We start from the raw sequence: 15,861 nt of genomic DNA, 5'->3' as shown, positions 1-15,861 counted from the left end.
GTCACCCTGAGAGCACTGGTGCTCTCAGGGTGTTTTTTTGAGCTGCGCCTGAAGGCGTCAGGTCCCGAGCGTCAATTTCCGGGCTATCGCGCACCATGCGCTGCAACTGGGGCATGCAGGAGCCGCAATTGGTGCCGCATTTCAGTGCGGCCTGCAGCGAGCCCAGCCGTTCCTGCGCCGTTCCCTTGCTTTGGCGCAACTGCGCCTCAATCGCCACATCGGTCACATTAAAGCAAGCGCACACAGGCTTGCCGCGGGACACCACCTGCACCGGGGGCCTGGCGCCGGGCAGCAGCAGGGCGCGGCCATAAGATTGGGCTGGCAACTCGTCTTGCAGCAGCGTGCTGATCCAGCTTTGGGCGCGGGTGTCACCCGCCAGCATGAACCCTTCCAGCGTGGTGCAGGTGTCAAGGTGCTGCAACAGCGCAGCGCGGCGCTGGCCGCGCTTTTTGTCGGCGTAGCGCAAGACGTAGGGGCTGTCCAGGTTGAGCAGGGACTCGATCTGGGCCAGCAGCGCGTCCGTCGGCGCTTCAAACGCGGTGGCCCGAAACAGCAGACCGCTGCGCTCCTGGCCGGCAGCATCCAGCGTGGTGTTGTTGCTGAAAGGCACGCAGCTCGCATGGTCAAAGTGCAGCATCAACTGCTGCAGTTCATGACGAGCCGACTGCAGCTGGCTGGCGGGCAGCCAGGCCATGGCCAGCAGGGACCAGGGCAGTTCCGCCTTCAGGACCTTGACCGCTGCGTGCTTGAATTCGGGTTGTTTGGAGTCGGGGCAAAAAGCCGAAGTGGTCAGGGCATTGACGCCGGCCAGCCGCTGGCCGGTGGCGCTGATGCCGCTCAGGAATTCTTCACCCCAGTGCATCGCCATGAAGACCTGGCTGAGTCCCTGCTCGGCACTGGCTTGCACCGGCACCAGAATCGAGCCGCGTTTGCTGGTGACGTGCACCAGATCACCCTCCGTGAGGAGTCGGCGTGCCATGTCTTGCGGGTGCATTTGCAGGGCGGGCTCACGCACATGGCCGAACAAGCGCCCGAGCGTGCCGGTGCGACTCATGCCGTGCCACTGGTCGCGCAGGCGCCCGGTGCTGAGTGAAAACGGGTAGCGTGCTTCGCGCGGCTCGGCCACGGGCTGGTAGACCGTGTTGACAAAGCGGGCGCGGCCGTCGGGCGTGGGGAAGAGGCCGTCCTCGTACAGTCTTGCCTTGCCTTGCGTGGCGCCCTCGGGCAGGGGCCACTGCTGGGGGGCGTGCGCCAGCAGGGCATAGGACATGCCGGTGATGTCGAGGTCGCGGCCGCGCGTGGATTCGCGGTGCTCGTTCCAGATCGATTCGGGGCTGGGGTAGGGAAAGAGGGTGGTTTCGGATCCGACCCCGATGGCTTGCAGTCGTTGCGCAAAATCGACGACGATTTGCCAGTCGTGCCGGGTCTCGCCCGGCGGCGCCACCGCGGCGCGCACGCGGCTGATGCGGCGTTCGCTGTTGGTCACCGTGCCTTCTTTTTCGCCCCAGGTGGTGGCGGGCAGCAGCAGGTCCGCAAAGACACAGGTGGCGGTGCTGGCAAAGGCTTCCTGCACGACGACAAACTCGGCGCGCTGCAGGGCGCGGCGCACGGTGGCCTGGTCGGGCATGGATTGCGCGGGGTTGGTGCAGGCAATCCACAAGGCCTTGATTTCGCCATCGGCGGCGGCTTGGAACATCTCTACCGCCGTTTTACCGGGTTTGGACGGCACGGATGGCAGGCCCCACAGCGCGGCAACTTCGGCGCGGTGCGCCGGGTTGTTCAAGTCGCGGTGGCTTGAGAGCAGATTGGCCATGCCACCCACTTCGCGTCCGCCCATGGCGTTGGGCTGGCCGGTGAGTGAGAACGGCCCGGCACCCCTCTTGCCAATCTGGCCGGTGGCCAGGTGCAGGTTGATCAGCGCGGCATTCTTGGCGGTGCCGCTGCTGGACTGGTTCAGGCCCTGGCAGTACAGGCTGAGCGTCGGTGCGCGTGTGCCTTGGGTCGGGTCGTCGGCGTTGATACCGGCAAACAGGCGCGCCGCCTGCAGCAGGTCGTCCTTGCCGATGCCGCAGGTCTGCGCCACCACGTCGGGTGTGTAGTCGCGCAGCGTGGCCTTGAGTGTGTCAAAGCCCTTGGTGTGGGCGGCCATATAGGCGGTATCGAGCCATCCCTCCCACAACATGACGTGCAGCATGCCGTTGAACAGCATCACATCGGTGCCGGGCTGGATCGGCAGAAACAGGTCGGCAATTTCAGCCGTATCGGTGCGGCGCGGATCACACAGCACAATCTTCAGGTCCGGGCGCGCCTGGCGTGCGGCTTCAATGCGGCGAAACAAAACCGGGTGTGCGTAGGCCGGGTTGGCGCCGACGATAAAGATGGTGCCAGCGTGGTTGACGTCGTCGTAGCAGGCCGGTGGCGCGTCAGACCCCAGCGTCTGCTTGTAGCCCGCCACCGCGCTGCTCATGCACAGGCGCGAGTTGCTGTCGATGTTGTTGGTGCCGATCAGCCCCTTGGCGAGTTTGTTGAAGACGTAATAGTCCTCGGTCAGCAACTGGCCGGAGATATAAAAACCGACCGCATCGGGGCCGTGCGTCTGGATGATGTTGGCAAATTTTTCGGCTGCTGTGTCCAGCGCGGCGTCCCAGCCGATGCGCTTGGGCTGCTGGCCACGAGTCAAACGCTGCATCGGGTGCAGCAGCCTGCTTTGTTGGGTGATGGCTGCGCTGGCCGTGAGGTGCAAGGTGGCGCCCTTCGTGCAGAGCCGCCCGAAATTGGCCGGGTGTGCTGGGTCGCCGTGCACGCCGGTGATTTGATTGCCCTGCGACTCGATGATGACGCCGCAGCCGACCCCGCAATAAGGACAGGTGGATTTGGTTTCTTTGAGCTGTTTCACTGGGGTTCAAGCGCCTGCATATCGGTCTGTGGACGCCCAAGAAACTGGGGTGGATGGCGCCGCGAATGTCCCCCGTCCTTCGTCCTCCTCCTTGACTTCGCTATGCCACCCACCCCAGTTTCTGGGGCTGCGAGCATGGCTGGCTGGCACACCTCGCAAGATCAGGTCGCTGTGGCGCTCAGCGTAGCGGCGTAAAGGAGGAGGACGAAGGACGGAGGACAGCCGCGCAGCTGAGCGGCGCAGCGGCCTGAGCCACCCACTGAACGTCATGCGGGCTCCCCCACCGCAAGCGCCGCCAACTCCTCCAAATCCAAATGCACCGCATCACCCTGCACCATGACGCTAAACCTCTGCACACAACCCGCGTCCGGGGCCTGCGCACAGCCAGTGTCCAGACCAATGGTCCAGTTGTGCAGCGGGCAGGCCACGCTGCTGCCAAACACAATGCCTTGCGACAGCGGGCCTCCTTTGTGCGGGCAGCGGTCCAGCAGGGCAAAGACTTCATCCTGCGCATTGCGAAACACCGCCACGTCCGTGCCTTGCGGCCGTTGGATGCAACGCGATCCCAACACGGGGATGTCAGTGACTTGGCAGATCTTTTTCCAGTTGCTCATGATGACTCCTTTTGCTATTATTTAGATAGCTGTATAAGCAAATAACACGGGGGCTAGAAGCCAATTAGCCATAAATTCTTATCAAGCAGACCGGTAGGCCGCCGATTCCGGCTTGCGTTGGCGACGAGGTAGAAACCCATCAGGACTCAGGCGGGAACAGCCAGTTTGTCGAACTGGCGCAGATCCACCTCGGCCCGGCTGTACTCAAACCAGGGATCAGGCTCGCCATCCAGGCTGAACTGCAGCCGCGCCCACAGCGCCTGGCGGTTCTCGGTGTCCTCCAGAATCTTCTTCTTCACGTAGTCCATGCCGACGCGGTTGAGGTAATGCACGGTGCGCTCCAGGTACCAGCCTTCCTCGCGGTACAACTGCATGAAGGCGCCGGTGTACTCCAGCACTTCCTGCGCCGTTTTGAGCTTGGTGAAGAACTGCGCCACCTCGGTCTTGATGCCGCCGTTGCCGCCAATGTGCATTTCCCAGCCGCTGTCGACGCCGATGATGCCGACGTCCTTGATTCCGGCCTCGGCGCAATTGCGCGGGCAGCCGCTCACCGCGAACTTGACCTTGTGCGGGGCGTACATGCGCCACATGGCTCGTTCCAGGTCCTTGCCCATCTGCGTGCTGTCCTGCGTGCCCATGCGGCACCACTCCGAGCCGACGCAGGTTTTGACGGTGCGCAAGGCCTTGGCGTAGGCGTGGCCGCTGGGCATGCCGATGTCCTTCCAGACGCTGACCAGGTCTTCCTTCTTCACGCCCAGCAGGTCAATGCGCTGGCCGCCAGTGACCTTGACGGTGGGAATCTTGTACTTGTCGACCGCGTCGGCAATGCGGCGCAGTTCGCTGGCCGTGGTCTCGCCGCCCCACATGCGCGGAATCACGCTGTAGGTGCCGTCCTTCTGGATGTTGGCGTGGCTGCGCTCGTTGATGAAGCGGCTCTGCGGATCGTCCTTGGCCTCCTTGGGCCAGCTGCTGATCAGGTAGTAGTTGACGGCGGGTCGGCAGGAGGCACAGCCATTGGGCGTTTTCCATTCCATGAAGTTGAAGACCTGGGCAATGCTCAGCAGCTTGTTGGCCACAATGGCATCGCGCACCGCCTGGTGGCCGTGCTCGGTGCAGGCGCACATGGCTTTCATCTTCGGCGTCGCTGAGTAGTCACCGCCGGCGGTGAACATCAACAGCTGCTCAACCAGCCCCGTGCACGAGCCACACGACGCGCTGGCCTTGGTGTGCTTGCGCACCTCGTCGAGCGTGAACAGGCCTTTCTCCTTGATGGCCTTGCAGATGGTGCCCTTGGTGACACCGTTACAGCCACACACTTCGTCGCTGTCGGCCATGCTGGCGGCCTTGTTGTGGCCTTCAACACCGGCGTCGCCAATATTGCTTTCCCCAAACATCAGCTTGTCGCGGATGTCGGTGATTGAGCGGCCGTTGCGCAGCAACTTGAAGTACCAGCTGCCGTCCACCGTGTCGCCGTACAGGCAGGCACCCACCAGTTTGTCGTTTTTGATGACGAGCTTTTTGTAGACGCCCGCATAGGGGTCGCTCAGCACCAGCTCTTCGGTGCCGTCGCCGCCCAGAAAGTCCCCGGCTGAGAACAGGTCGATGCCGGTGACCTTGAGTTTGGTCGAGGTCAGCGAGCCGACATAGCGGCCAATGCCGTACTGCGCCAGATGGTTGGCCGCCACCTTGGCCTGCTCGAACAGGGGCGCTACCAGACCGTAGGCGATACCCCGGTGCGCCGCGCACTCACCCACCGAGTAAATGCGCGCGTCGGTGACGGTCTGCAGCGTGTCGGTCACCACAATGCCCTTGTTGCAGTGCAGGCGCATGGCTTCGGCCAGTTCGGTGTTGGGGCGGATGCCCACGGCCATCACCACCAGATCGGCGGCAACTGAAGTGCCGTCCTTGAACTTGATGCTCTTGACGCGGCCATCGTCGCTTGCGACCAGTTCCTGCGTTTGCGCGCCAATCAGGAATTTCAGGCCTCGGTCCTCCAGTGACTTTTGCAGCATCTTGCCCGCGACGTTGTCGAGCTGGCGCTCCATCAGCGTCGGCATCACGTGCACCACGCTGACGTTCATGCCCCGGCGCATCAGGCCGTTGGCCGCTTCCAGCCCGAGCAGACCGCCGCCGATGACGACGGCATTTTTGTACTTGGTGGCCGCGTCGATCATGGCGTTGGTGTCGGCAATGTCGCGGTAGGCAATCACACCTTCCAGATCCTTGCCGGGAATGGGCAGGATGAAAGGCTTGGAGCCGGTGGCCATCAACAGCCGGTCGTAGGGAACTTCGGTGACCTTGTTGTCAGCGTCGAGGGCACGTACCAGTCGTCTGGCGCGGTCCACCGCCACCACTTTTTTGCCGGCGTGCAGGGTGATGCCGTGGTCGGTGTACCAGTCCCATGAGTTGAGAACAATCTCGTCAATCGTTTGCTCACCGGCCAGCACCGGCGACAGCAAGATGCGGTTGTAGTTGGGGTGTGGCTCGGCGCCAAAGACGGTGATGTCGTACAGGTCGGGCGCGATTTTCAGCAGCTCTTCAAGCGTGCGCACGCCGGCCATGCCGTTGCCGATCATCACCAGTTTCATTTTGACCTTGGGTTCTACACGCATGTCCATGAGTTTCTCCTTGTTGATGCCAGCTGGCGATCTAAACGGTTGAGGACAGAGCAAAGTTCATTGCGTGTAACTCTTGGTCTGTCCCGCAATGTCTCAGGCGGCCTTTTCCACGTGCGCCTGGCGCGTGTAGAGAAAGTCAATCACGGCCTTGCGGAAATGCAGGTAGTGCGTGCTCTCGGCCAGTTCAACCCGCTGGCGCGGACGCGGCAGGTCAACGCGCAGCACCTCGCCGATGGTCGCGGCCGGGCCGTTGGTCAGCATCACAATCCGGTCGGATAGCAGCACCGCTTCATCGACATCGTGTGTGACCATCACCACGGTGCTGTGGGTGCGGGCGACGATCTCCAGCAGTTCGTCCTGCAGCTTGGCGCGGGTCAGGGCGTCCAGCGCGCCAAAAGGTTCGTCCATCAGCAGCACCTTGGGTTCCATCGCCAGGGCGCGTGCAATGCCCACGCGCTGCTTCATGCCGCCCGATATCTCGCCGGGACGCTTTTGCGCGGCGGAGCTCAGGCCCACCATCGCCAACACGGCGTCGGTGCGCGCCGTGAGCTGGGCTTTGCTTTCGGACCCGGCGCCCGTGCTGCGGTTGGCGGCACCAAAGACGCGCTCGACACCGAGGTAGACGTTCTCAAAACAGGTGAGCCAGGGCAGCAGCGAGTGGTTCTGGAACACCACGGCGCGCTCCGGGCCGGGGCCGGCGATTTCGCGATTCGCACACAGCAGGTGGCCTTGCGTGGGAACAGTCAGGCCGGCGATCAGATTGAGCAGCGTGGACTTGCCGCAGCCCGAGTGGCCGATGAGGGTCACAAACTCGCCCTTGGCCACCGTCAGGTTGATGTTCTGCAGTGCGCAGAAGAGTCCTTTTTTGGTTTTGAAGGTCTGTTCGACGCCGGAAATTTCGATGTAGTTGGTCTTCAGCTTATCGCTCATGATGTTCTCCATAACCGTTCGCCTTGAGCCTGTCGAAAGGCTTCGACAGGCTCAGCCCGAACGGAGGTTGTTAGCTCTTCACTTCTTCAAACGTGAATGCCGTGGCAATTTTGATCAGGGCGTATTCGAGCATCAGGCCGACGATGCCGATCACAAAAATGGCGATGATGATGTTCTTGACGTTCAGGTTGTTCCACTCGTCCCAGACCCAGAAGCCGATGCCGACACCGCCGGTCAGCATCTCGGCCGCCACGATCACCAGCCAGGCCGTGCCGACCGCGAGGCGCACACCGGTCAGCATGTAGGGCAGCACCGAGGGGAACAAAATCTTGGTGACGATCTTCCACTCAGACAGGTTCAACACGCGCGCCACGTTCATGTAGTCCTGCGGCACGCGCTGCACGCCGACCGCCGTGTTGATGATCATGGGCCAGATCGAGCAGATGAAGATGGTCCAGATCGCCGCCGGGTTGGCGCCCTTGAACACCAAGAGGCCAATCGGCAACCAGGCCAGCGGCGAGACCGGGCGCAGCAGGCTGATGAGTGGATTGAACATGCGGCTCAGGAACTCGAAACGCCCAATCATGAAGCCGGCCGGAATGCCCACCGCCGCCGCCAGCCCGAAGCCCAGCGCCACGCGCTCCAGCGACATCAGGATGTTCCAGCCCACGCCCTGGTCATTGGGACCGTTGCTGTAAAACGGGTCGCTGAAAATGATGACCGCCTGTTTGAAGGTCTCGGTCGGCGAAGGGATGCTGCTGGCCGTCGAGATCGACACCAGCGCCCATACGCCAATCATCAGAGCCAGGCCCAACACCGGCGGCAGCACCACCAGCCAGAAGCCGCGCCAGTCGATGCCGGCACCCGCAGGCCTTGTCTTGCGTTCAATGACTTTTTGGCCTCTAGACCGCATGCTGTCTGACGATGTGGCTACTTTTTTAGTAGCATTTTCAAGGGCCGGCGCAGTCGGCGCCACCCGTGGTTCAAGGGGAGAGTGAAAAACTGCGCTAACCATGATGGACTCCTTAAGCTTTGATCTTGAAACCGTCGGCGTATTTTTTCGGGTCTTTTCCGTCCCACACGACACCGTCCATCAGCTTGCTGCTACGCATCACATCCTTGGGCACGCTGATCTTCAGCGCACCAGCGGCCTGCTTGTAGAGATCGATTTGATTGACCTGCTTGGCCACCGCGAGGTAATCGGGATGTTCCTTCAGCAAGCCCCAGCGCTTGTGCTGGGTCAGGAACCACATGCCGTCGGACAGGTAGGGGAAGTTCACCGCACCATCGTTGAAGAACTTCATGTGGTTCGGGTCGTCCCAGCTCTTGCCCATGCCGTTTTGGTAGCGGCCCAGGATGCGCTCATTGATGGCGTCAGCGCTGGTGTTGATGTAGGACTTCTGCGCCACGGTCTCGGCCATCTTCATCTTGTTGGCCAGGCTTGCGTCGATCCAGCGGCTGGCTTCGAGCACGGCCATCATCACGGCGCGGCAGGTGTTCGGGTTGTTCTTGGCAAATTCGCCGCTGGCGCCCAGCACCTTCTCGGGGTGGTCTTTCCAGATGTCCTGCGTCGTGATCGCCGTGACACCGATTTTGTCCATGATCGCGCGCTGGTTCCAGGGTTCCCCAACGCAGAAGCCGTCCATGTTGCCCACGCGCATGTTCGCCACCATTTGGGGCGGCGGCACGGTGATCAGCTTCGCGCCTTGCAGCGGGTTGATGCCCGAGGCCGCGAGCCAGTAGTGCAGCCACATGGTGTGCGTGCCGGTCGGGAAGGTGCCGGCAAAGGTGTATTCGCGTTTTTCCTTCGCCATCAGTTTTGCCAGCGAGGGGCCGTCGACCGCACCCTTGTCGGCCAGCGCCTTTGACAATGAGATGGCCTGGCCGTTGTTGTTCAGGCTCATCAGCACGGCCATGTCCTTCTTGGGACCCGCCGTGCCGAGGTGCACGCCATAAATCAGGCCATACAGCACATGCGCCATGTCGAGCTCGCCGCTGACGAGTTTGTCGCGCACGCCGGCCCACGAGGCCTCCTTGGTCGGGATGATCTTGATGCCGTATTTTTTGTCAAAGCCCAGGCTTGATGCCATGACCACGCTGGCGCAGTCGGTCAACGGGATGAAGCCGATCTTGACTTCGGCTTTTTCCGGGGCGTCGGAGCCCGCGGCATAGACGGCGGCGCGCAGGGCCGGGTTGATGCCGATGGCACCTACCGCGGCGGTTTGCAGCACAGCGCGGCGATTGAGGCTGGATTTCAAAAGGTCGGTCATGGCAGGCTTCCTTGGCAAGGTTTCAGAAAAAAAGAAACAAAAAAAGGCGTCCTCACGAAGCCGGTACGCGACGGTTTGCCGCTGCCTGCTTGTGGGGACGCCTTTGTCCTGGTTGAGCCGACCCCACCCGCCATTGGGAGAAGTCGGCTACGTGACCTTCATGGGTCTTGTTTTATCAACGCAAGGTGTGTGCCAGGTTCAGTTCTTTTGTTAATGCTATAGATATAATAGCTATCTAACCAATATAGACGGGGGCTGCACGGTCATTTGCTGCCTATTTCTTGAGCAGGACGGGTTTGGCACCAGTTTTGTGCAGTGCACCAAATCAGGCCAGCAAATCAGCCACATCAAGCATGCGCTGCGCCACATCGGCCAGCTTCAAGCCTTTGTCCATGGCGGTTTTCCGCATTTTTTTGAAGGCATCTTCTTCACTCAAGCCCTGGCGCTGCATCAGCAGGCCTTTGGCGCGGTCAATCACCTTGCGGTCTTTGAGCTCGGCGCTGAGTTCATCGCGCTCACTTTGGGTGCTGGCCAGCGTTTGCAGCAGCGCTTGCTCGTGCTGAAAGCGCGCCAGCGCCACATCCAGAATCGGTCGAATGCGCTCTGGCGACAAGCCCGCCACGATGTAGGCCGACACGCCCGCCGCCACTGCGTCTTTCACATGGCGGGTGTCGTCGTCGTTGGTGAACATGACGATGGGGCGGCGTTCATCGCGCGTGGCCATCACCACGTGCTCCAGCGAGTCGCGGGCATCGCTTTCGGCGTCCACAATGATCAAGTCGGGCTGTAGCTGGGCAATGCGCTCGGTCAGAAACACGTCGGCTGGCAGCGTGGCCACCAGATTGAAGCCGTTTTCCAGCAGGCCGATACGCAGGTTGCGCGAGCGCTCGGCCTGGCGAATGGCTTGCTCGTCCTCAGGATTGGCAACGTCCAGATCAGGGGCAACAACGACGATGCGCAGCGATGGGTTCATGCGCTGGACTGCCGCAAGATTTGCGCCAACTGCGCTCGGGTTCCATGGTTCGGCCCGCTGCCAGGCTTTTCCTCTTGAATGTCAACGCAGGCCAGCGCCGCTGGCCTGGTCGGCGCGTTCAATCAGCTCAATTTTGTAACCATCGGGATCGGTGACAAAGGCAATCACCGTCGTGCCGCCTTTGACGGGCCCGGCCTCACGCGTGACCTGGCCGCCCGCGGCTTTGATTTGATCGCAGGCGCGACGGCAGTCGGGCACAGCCAGTGCCAGGTGGCCAAAGGCGTTGCCCAGGTCGTACGAATCCACGCCCCAGTTGTAGGTGAGTTCGATCTCGGCGTGCTCCGGGTTGCTGCCGAAGCCGACGAAGGCCAGGGAGTATTTGTACTCGGGGTTTTCCGAGGTGCGCAGCAGTTTCATGCCCAGCACCTGGGTGTAGAAATCAATCGAGCGTTGAAGGTTGCCAACGCGCAGCATGGTGTGTAGAAATCTCATGTTTTGAATTATGTTGCAAGTTCAAACCGATCACTACAGCTGGTGATACACCGCTTCAGCCAGTTTCATGAGCGCGTCACGCGGCACCGGCCCGGACAGCGCATAGCCAAAGCCCTGGTCGATCCAGTAAAAACTCGGTATCGGCCCGTCAGCGCGAAACTGGAAGCCGGTCTCACGGATGTCAGCGCCAGCCCCGGACTTGTCCATTGCGCCGAGATAAAGCGTGATGCGGGTTCCGGCCGCATTCTGGAACATGAACTGCGCCCGCGCACCGGCTTCACCTGGCAGCAGGCGTCCGCCCACGAGCTCATAACCTTGCGCCGCCAAATGCGGCACCTTGAGCGGCTTGCCGACACGCTTGGACAGCCACTGAACCAGGTGCTCCTGCTCCGCTGCAGTTACCTCCACCGGGTGCCGGATTTCCGGGGCGTACACCGCGTGTGCAAAGCTGGCCTGTCGCACAAAATCCGGCGCCCCTGACGCTCTCGCCAGGGTGGAGGAGGGCTGCCTTTCACCCTGCCACGCTGTATGGGAAAACCAGCCCACACCAAACGCCAGCATGACCCCGGCGGCCATGCCGCCCCAGCGCCACCACTGGTTGATGTCCTGCTGCGAGGCCGCGGTCTGTCGCGCCGCGGTCATCAGCGTGGCGGGGACCGGCTGGTCCACAAGGTGCTGATGCAGGCTGCGCAGGGCGTCACGCTGGCGGCGCCATTTCGTCACCGTGGCCTGCGCTGCCGGGTCTTGTGCCAGCCGCGTCTGCAGGGCGGTCAGCGCGTCGGGCGCCAGCTGATCATCCACCAGTGTGTGGATTTCGTCTTCCGTCAGCGGGCGAGAGGGGGTCCTGTTCATGGTGTTTTCCGGTAGCTCATTTCAGGCGGCGAAGGGACGGTAAGGGGCTTGTCGGTGCGTCGCTTGCCGGCTGCGGGGCGGCGCTGCGGGCTGGTGCATCCATCAAGGTCTGCAAGCGGTGGCGGGCACGCGACAGGCGCGACATCACGGTGCCAATCGGAACCCCGGTAATCCGGGCCACTTCGGCATAGCTCATCTCCTCGATGCTGACCAGCAGCACAACAGCGCGCTGGTCCAGCGGCAAGCGCAGCAGGCAACGCTGCAAATCGAGCGCCGGCCCCGGATCGGCCTCGGGTGCCACCAACTCGTGGGCCACATCGTCGATATCCACGGTGCTGCCGCTTGCTTGCCTTGTGGAGCGGCGCACCTGGTTGGCAAACAGGTTGTGCATCACGGTGAACAACCAGGCCCGTAAGTCAGAACCCACTGCCCACAAACGCCACTTGCTGCAGGCGCGCTCCAGCGTGTCCTGCACCAGATCATCGGCCGCCCAGGCGTCGCCCGTCAGCGCGCGCGCATTACGGCGCAGCGCGGGGATTTGATCGACGATGGGTTCGCGATTGACCAAGGCAAGCTTCGCGTCAATAGCTAGAAGGCGCGGGTTTCGGCGCAGGCGCTGGCATGGCCGATGGTTTGGCCGCCTTCCAGACTTGATTTACGCCGTCGCCGGTCTTATCGCCGGGCTTGGCGTCCTTGGACCAGTAGTACAGGGGCTTGCCCATCGCTGCCCACTGTTTCGCGCCGTCGTCACGCGTGATGACGGTGTAGCCGCCCGAGGCTTTGTCGGATTCGGCGGCCATGAAGGGTGGCCAGTTGGTCGCGCACGGACCAGTGCAGGCCGATTTGCCGCTGCCGGCCGTGTCTTTGTCGAACGTGTAGAGCGTCATGCCGTTGGGGCCGACCAGCACGCCGTCGGCCACCGTGGGCGGGGCGGCATAGAGGGCGCCGCAAGCACCCAAAAGGGCGAGCGTCAGGGACCGGGAAAGGGTGGCGCGAGAGCTAAGTTTCATGATGAACTCCTGAGTTGATGAACGCAAACAAGCGTTTGCACAGGGATAAACACCCATGGCACCCCCTTTATTCCCTGCGCCGGAAAAAAACTTACCGGTGATTGGTCTTCATCGCCCGCTCCACCTCACGTTTGCCTTCACGGTCCTTGATGGTGTCGCGCTTGTCGTGCTCGGCCTTGCCCTTGGCCAGCGCAATTTCGCATTTGATCTTGCCGGCTTTCCAATGCAGGTTCAACGGCACCAGGGTGTAACCTTTTTGCTCGACCTTGCCAATCAAACGCTTGATTTCTTCCTTGTGCATCAGGAGTTTCTTGGTGCGCTGCTTGTCGGGGCTGATATGGGTCGAGGCGGTGCCCAGCGGATTGATCTGCAGACCGATGACAAACAACTCACCATTGCGAATGACCACGTAACCGTCGGTGATCTGGACCTTGCCTTCGCGCAGCGACTTGACCTCCCAGCCTTCGAGCACCAGGCCGGCTTCAAAGCGTTCTTCGAAAAAATAGTTGTAGGCCGCCTTCTTGTTGTCGGCGATGCGGGAAGCGGTTTCAGGTTTCTTGGCCATAAAGTAAAAATCAGGTGGTAATCAGGGGGGGCAGGGCGGGTCAACTAGGGATTGCGGGCGCGTGCCATTTCTTGCGCCACTTCCTGGCCCAGTTCAATCACGGCCATGGCATAGTAGCTGCTCCAGTTGTAGCGCGTGATGGCATAGAAGTTTTCGGTGCCGGCCACATAGCTGGGGGGCGCATCGCCATTTTGCAACTCCACCAGCGCCAGCTTCCCCGGATGCTGCCATGCGCCGCCTTCAAGCACGACGCCGTGGGCCATCAAGCTGTCGACGCTGAAGGTGGGCAGGATGTCGGGTGCCAGCAGCGCCGGCAGGCTCAAAGTGGCGCTGTCAAAACGCACAGCGTAATGGGTTGGCAGGCCGGGTTGCCAGTTGAAGGCCTTGAAATAGTTGGCGACCGAACCAATGGCGTCGGCCGCGCTGTTGAACAGGTCCACCCGGTCGTCGCCGTCAAAGTCAATCGCGTACTTCACCCAGCTCGACGGCATGAATTGCGCCATGCCCATGGCCCCGGCAAAGCTGCCCAGGGGCATCAAGGGGTCCACGCCGGTGCTGTGGGTCAGGCTCAAGAACTGTTCCAGCTCGGCCTTGAAGAACTCGCTGCGGGCTGCCGCGCGGGGATGGCTGGCGGGAAAATCAAAAGCCAGTGTCGTCAAAGCGTCGATGACCCGAAAGCTGCCCATCTGCTGACCATAGATGGTTTCTACGCCGAGGATGCCGACGATGATCTCGGCGGGCACACCGGTCTGCTCTTGCGCACGCGTGAGCGTCTGCTGGTTTTCTTGCCAGAACCGGACCCCGGCCTTGATGCGCACCGGGTCGATGAAGCGGCTGCGGTAAACCTGCCAGTTTTTGGGCGTGCCGGGTGGCGGTGGCTGGATGTATTTGGCCACTTGCGGCAAGTAGCGGGCTTGGCCAATGGCCTGGCGCACCCAGTCAGGCGGCAGATCGCGGCGCGCAGCGATGTCATCGGCGACCTGCATGGCGTCCGTGCGCTGCGCGTAGACTGGCCCGGGCAGCGCGGGCTGCCTGCTGGCCGCCTGGTGGAGGGCGACGCGGCGGTGACGGATGGCGCGCTTCGCGGGCCTCGTCTTGTGCGCCGTCTTGACTATTTTTGACGTCGGCGCGGCGGCCAGGACCATCGCTTCAGGTTTGGAGCCATTCAGGGCTCTAGCCCCCGTGGACAGGGCGTAAGCAGCTATAAAAAATGCAGTAAGAAAAAGAAACTTTGAAGTCACGTGGGCCAGCGCAGTAGTTTGGATTGACTTTGCAGTGTAGCGAGGCGGCTGTGCTGGGCAGCGGCCATTCGCAAGCGCTTAATGGGCAGCAAGCTTCCCGTTCTCCGTCAAGTGGGCAATTCCTCATCCCTGAATACCGTGACTTGATTGCGGCCGTTGCATTTGGATTGGTATAAAGCCTTGTCGGCCTTGACGATGATTTGTTCCCATTGCTGCCCATGATCGGGGTAGGCCGCCACGCCAAATGACAGCATCACAGCAATATCTTTTCCTTCATGCTGGATGCTCAGCGCAGCACAATTTTGTTGGATTTCTGCTGCCCGCTTGCGGGCAAGTTCCAGGCTTGTTCCGGGAAACACCAGCAGGAATTCTTCGCCGCCGTAGCGGCACGCAATGTCGGAACCGCGGGCATGCTTTTTCAGGAGACTGGCAACCTGCACCAGGACTTCGTCGCCCGCCTGATGTCCGTAGCTGTCGTTGACAAATTTGAAGTGATCGATGTCTGCCATGACAAAGGTGAGCGTACTGTTCGCGCGCTGGGCCTGCATGATTTCGCGCGCCAGCGCATCGCTCAGATAGCGGCGGTTATAAAGACCCGTGAGTGGGTCATGAATCGCCTGCTCGTGCAATTCGGCCTGCAGTCTTTGCACTTCAAACACACGCAAATGCAGTTCCTCATTGGCGGCTTTGAGCGACTGTTCAGCTTGCCTGCGTTGTTCGATTTCCTTTCTGGCAAGTGCCAGCGCCCTTTTTGTGCCTTGGTTGATGTAATAAGTGAGACCGCTGGTGAATCCGAACAGGGCGGTGAAGGTGACCCATTGCGTCACGCCAACGTCGTAAGAAGGCGGCCTCAGCCACCCGGCGTTCTCGGCCACGATCAAGCCCAGCACCGCCAGCGAGGCGGCGATGGTGCCGATCACAATGCCGCGCCGGTCAAAGATCAAGCCTGTCATGAGCACCCAAAACAGCAAGATGGCGGCCGTCGGCGTGCGAATGGTTCCTATGTTGGCAGTAACCGCGGTGATGAAAACAAGGCCGAAGATGACCATTCCGAACCGCGCCAGCATCACCCTGCCGCTGCGCAGCCAGTGGCGAAACTGCAGGGTCACTGCGCACGCAACCAAGTCGATGATCAGGGTGCTCATCGGGGTTTTTCCGCCCATCAAAGCACCCACCATGACTGCCAGCGTAAATGCCAGGGAGGAGATGCAGACCATGTTGATCAAACTCGCCTGGCGCGTTTTCTCCTCAGCGCCTTCAAAAACGGGCGGTGCCAGCCAGCGCTTGATCGAAGTCACCAACATTTGGAGTCCCCTCATTTTTTATCGTTGTCTCTTTGGGAACAGTACAAAACCTAAAGGGGTCAATGCTAGCCCAAGTGGGCGGTATGCGTAAGCTGA

The 15,861-nt window shown here is 61.5% G+C and carries 14 protein-coding genes; all 14 read right to left on the bottom strand.

What is annotated here, in order from left to right; translation table 11 throughout:
• Position 1: 1 nt before the first annotated feature.
• Positions 2–2,896, bottom strand: coding sequence for a molybdopterin-dependent oxidoreductase (locus tag WA157_RS14855; protein ID WP_422621705.1), 2,895 nt, complete (start codon positions 2,894–2,896; stop codon positions 2–4).
• A gap of 266 nt (positions 2,897–3,162) precedes the next feature.
• Positions 3,163–3,510 (bottom strand): nitrite reductase small subunit NirD, encoded by a 348-nt coding sequence (nirD, locus tag WA157_RS14850; RefSeq protein WP_422621704.1) that lies wholly within the window; start codon positions 3,508–3,510, stop codon positions 3,163–3,165.
• A gap of 146 nt (positions 3,511–3,656) precedes the next feature.
• Positions 3,657–6,128, bottom strand: coding sequence for a nitrite reductase large subunit NirB (gene nirB, locus WA157_RS14845; protein WP_422621703.1), 2,472 nt, complete (start codon positions 6,126–6,128; stop codon positions 3,657–3,659).
• A 93-nt stretch (positions 6,129–6,221) separates the two neighbouring features.
• Positions 6,222–7,058 carry an ABC transporter ATP-binding protein gene (locus WA157_RS14840; protein ID WP_422621702.1) on the bottom strand — a complete coding sequence of 279 codons (837 nt, stop codon included), beginning with the start codon at positions 7,056–7,058 and terminating at the stop codon, positions 6,222–6,224.
• 70 nt (positions 7,059–7,128) lie between these two features.
• Positions 7,129–8,073, bottom strand: coding sequence for a nitrate ABC transporter permease (ntrB, locus tag WA157_RS14835; RefSeq protein ID WP_422621701.1), 945 nt, complete (start codon positions 8,071–8,073; stop codon positions 7,129–7,131).
• A 10-nt stretch (positions 8,074–8,083) separates the two neighbouring features.
• A complete protein-coding gene (locus WA157_RS14830) occupies positions 8,084–9,328 on the bottom strand; it encodes a CmpA/NrtA family ABC transporter substrate-binding protein (protein ID WP_422621700.1) in 1,245 nt (414 codons plus the stop codon).
• Positions 9,329–9,653: 325 nt separating this feature from the next.
• The gene (locus tag WA157_RS14825) at positions 9,654–10,301 is read right to left on the bottom strand and encodes an ANTAR domain-containing response regulator (protein WP_422621699.1); all 648 of its coding nucleotides are present in this window, start codon (positions 10,299–10,301) and stop codon (positions 9,654–9,656) included.
• Positions 10,302–10,382: 81 nt separating this feature from the next.
• Positions 10,383–10,793 carry a lactoylglutathione lyase gene (gene gloA / locus WA157_RS14820; protein WP_011464837.1) on the bottom strand — a complete coding sequence of 137 codons (411 nt, stop codon included), beginning with the start codon at positions 10,791–10,793 and terminating at the stop codon, positions 10,383–10,385.
• A 33-nt stretch (positions 10,794–10,826) separates the two neighbouring features.
• On the bottom strand, positions 10,827–11,645 hold the full coding sequence (locus WA157_RS14815; RefSeq protein WP_422621698.1) for an anti-sigma factor family protein: 819 nt from the start codon (positions 11,643–11,645) through the stop codon (positions 10,827–10,829).
• Positions 11,646–11,661: 16 nt separating this feature from the next.
• Complete coding sequence (locus WA157_RS14810) at positions 11,662–12,213, bottom strand: RNA polymerase sigma factor (protein WP_422621697.1); 552 nt, start codon at positions 12,211–12,213, stop codon at positions 11,662–11,664.
• Between the two features lie 13 nt (positions 12,214–12,226).
• The gene (locus WA157_RS14805) at positions 12,227–12,655 is read right to left on the bottom strand and encodes a hypothetical protein (RefSeq protein ID WP_318665310.1); all 429 of its coding nucleotides are present in this window, start codon (positions 12,653–12,655) and stop codon (positions 12,227–12,229) included.
• A gap of 91 nt (positions 12,656–12,746) precedes the next feature.
• Positions 12,747–13,220, bottom strand: a complete 474-nt coding sequence (gene smpB, locus WA157_RS14800) for an SsrA-binding protein SmpB (RefSeq protein WP_422621696.1) — start codon at positions 13,218–13,220, stop codon at positions 12,747–12,749.
• A gap of 44 nt (positions 13,221–13,264) precedes the next feature.
• Positions 13,265–14,461, bottom strand: a complete 1,197-nt coding sequence (gene mltB, locus WA157_RS14795; RefSeq protein WP_422621695.1) for a lytic murein transglycosylase B — start codon at positions 14,459–14,461, stop codon at positions 13,265–13,267.
• Positions 14,462–14,568: 107 nt separating this feature from the next.
• Positions 14,569–15,765, bottom strand: a complete 1,197-nt coding sequence (locus tag WA157_RS14790) for a GGDEF domain-containing protein (RefSeq protein WP_422621694.1) — start codon at positions 15,763–15,765, stop codon at positions 14,569–14,571.
• Positions 15,766–15,861: the final 96 nt, after the last annotated feature.

Origin of the sequence: Rhodoferax ferrireducens, from assembly GCF_049302455.1 — a bacterium.
GTDB lineage: Bacteria > Pseudomonadota > Gammaproteobacteria > Burkholderiales > Burkholderiaceae_C > Rhodoferax > Rhodoferax ferrireducens_B.
This window is presented reverse-complemented; position numbering and strand designations above follow the sequence as displayed.

Excerpts from the sequence above, each read along its gene's own strand:
- WA157_RS14815 (WP_422621698.1), bottom strand. The coding sequence starts at position 11,645 with ATGAACAGGACCCCCTCTCGCCCGCTGACGGAAGACGAAATCCACACA.
- WA157_RS14830 (WP_422621700.1), bottom strand. The coding sequence starts at position 9,328 with ATGACCGACCTTTTGAAATCCAGCCTCAATCGCCGCGCTGTGCTGCAA.
- WA157_RS14805 (WP_318665310.1), bottom strand. The coding sequence starts at position 12,655 with ATGAAACTTAGCTCTCGCGCCACCCTTTCCCGGTCCCTGACGCTCGCC.
- WA157_RS14825 (WP_422621699.1), bottom strand. The coding sequence starts at position 10,301 with ATGAACCCATCGCTGCGCATCGTCGTTGTTGCCCCTGATCTGGACGTT.
- WA157_RS14790 (WP_422621694.1), bottom strand. The coding sequence starts at position 15,765 with ATGTTGGTGACTTCGATCAAGCGCTGGCTGGCACCGCCCGTTTTTGAA.
- nirD (WP_422621704.1), bottom strand. The coding sequence starts at position 3,510 with ATGAGCAACTGGAAAAAGATCTGCCAAGTCACTGACATCCCCGTGTTG.
- smpB (WP_422621696.1), bottom strand. The coding sequence starts at position 13,220 with ATGGCCAAGAAACCTGAAACCGCTTCCCGCATCGCCGACAACAAGAAG.
- ntrB (WP_422621701.1), bottom strand. The coding sequence starts at position 8,073 with ATGGTTAGCGCAGTTTTTCACTCTCCCCTTGAACCACGGGTGGCGCCG.
- gloA (WP_011464837.1), bottom strand. The coding sequence starts at position 10,793 with ATGAGATTTCTACACACCATGCTGCGCGTTGGCAACCTTCAACGCTCG.
- nirB (WP_422621703.1), bottom strand. The coding sequence starts at position 6,128 with ATGGACATGCGTGTAGAACCCAAGGTCAAAATGAAACTGGTGATGATC.
- WA157_RS14840 (WP_422621702.1), bottom strand. The coding sequence starts at position 7,058 with ATGAGCGATAAGCTGAAGACCAACTACATCGAAATTTCCGGCGTCGAA.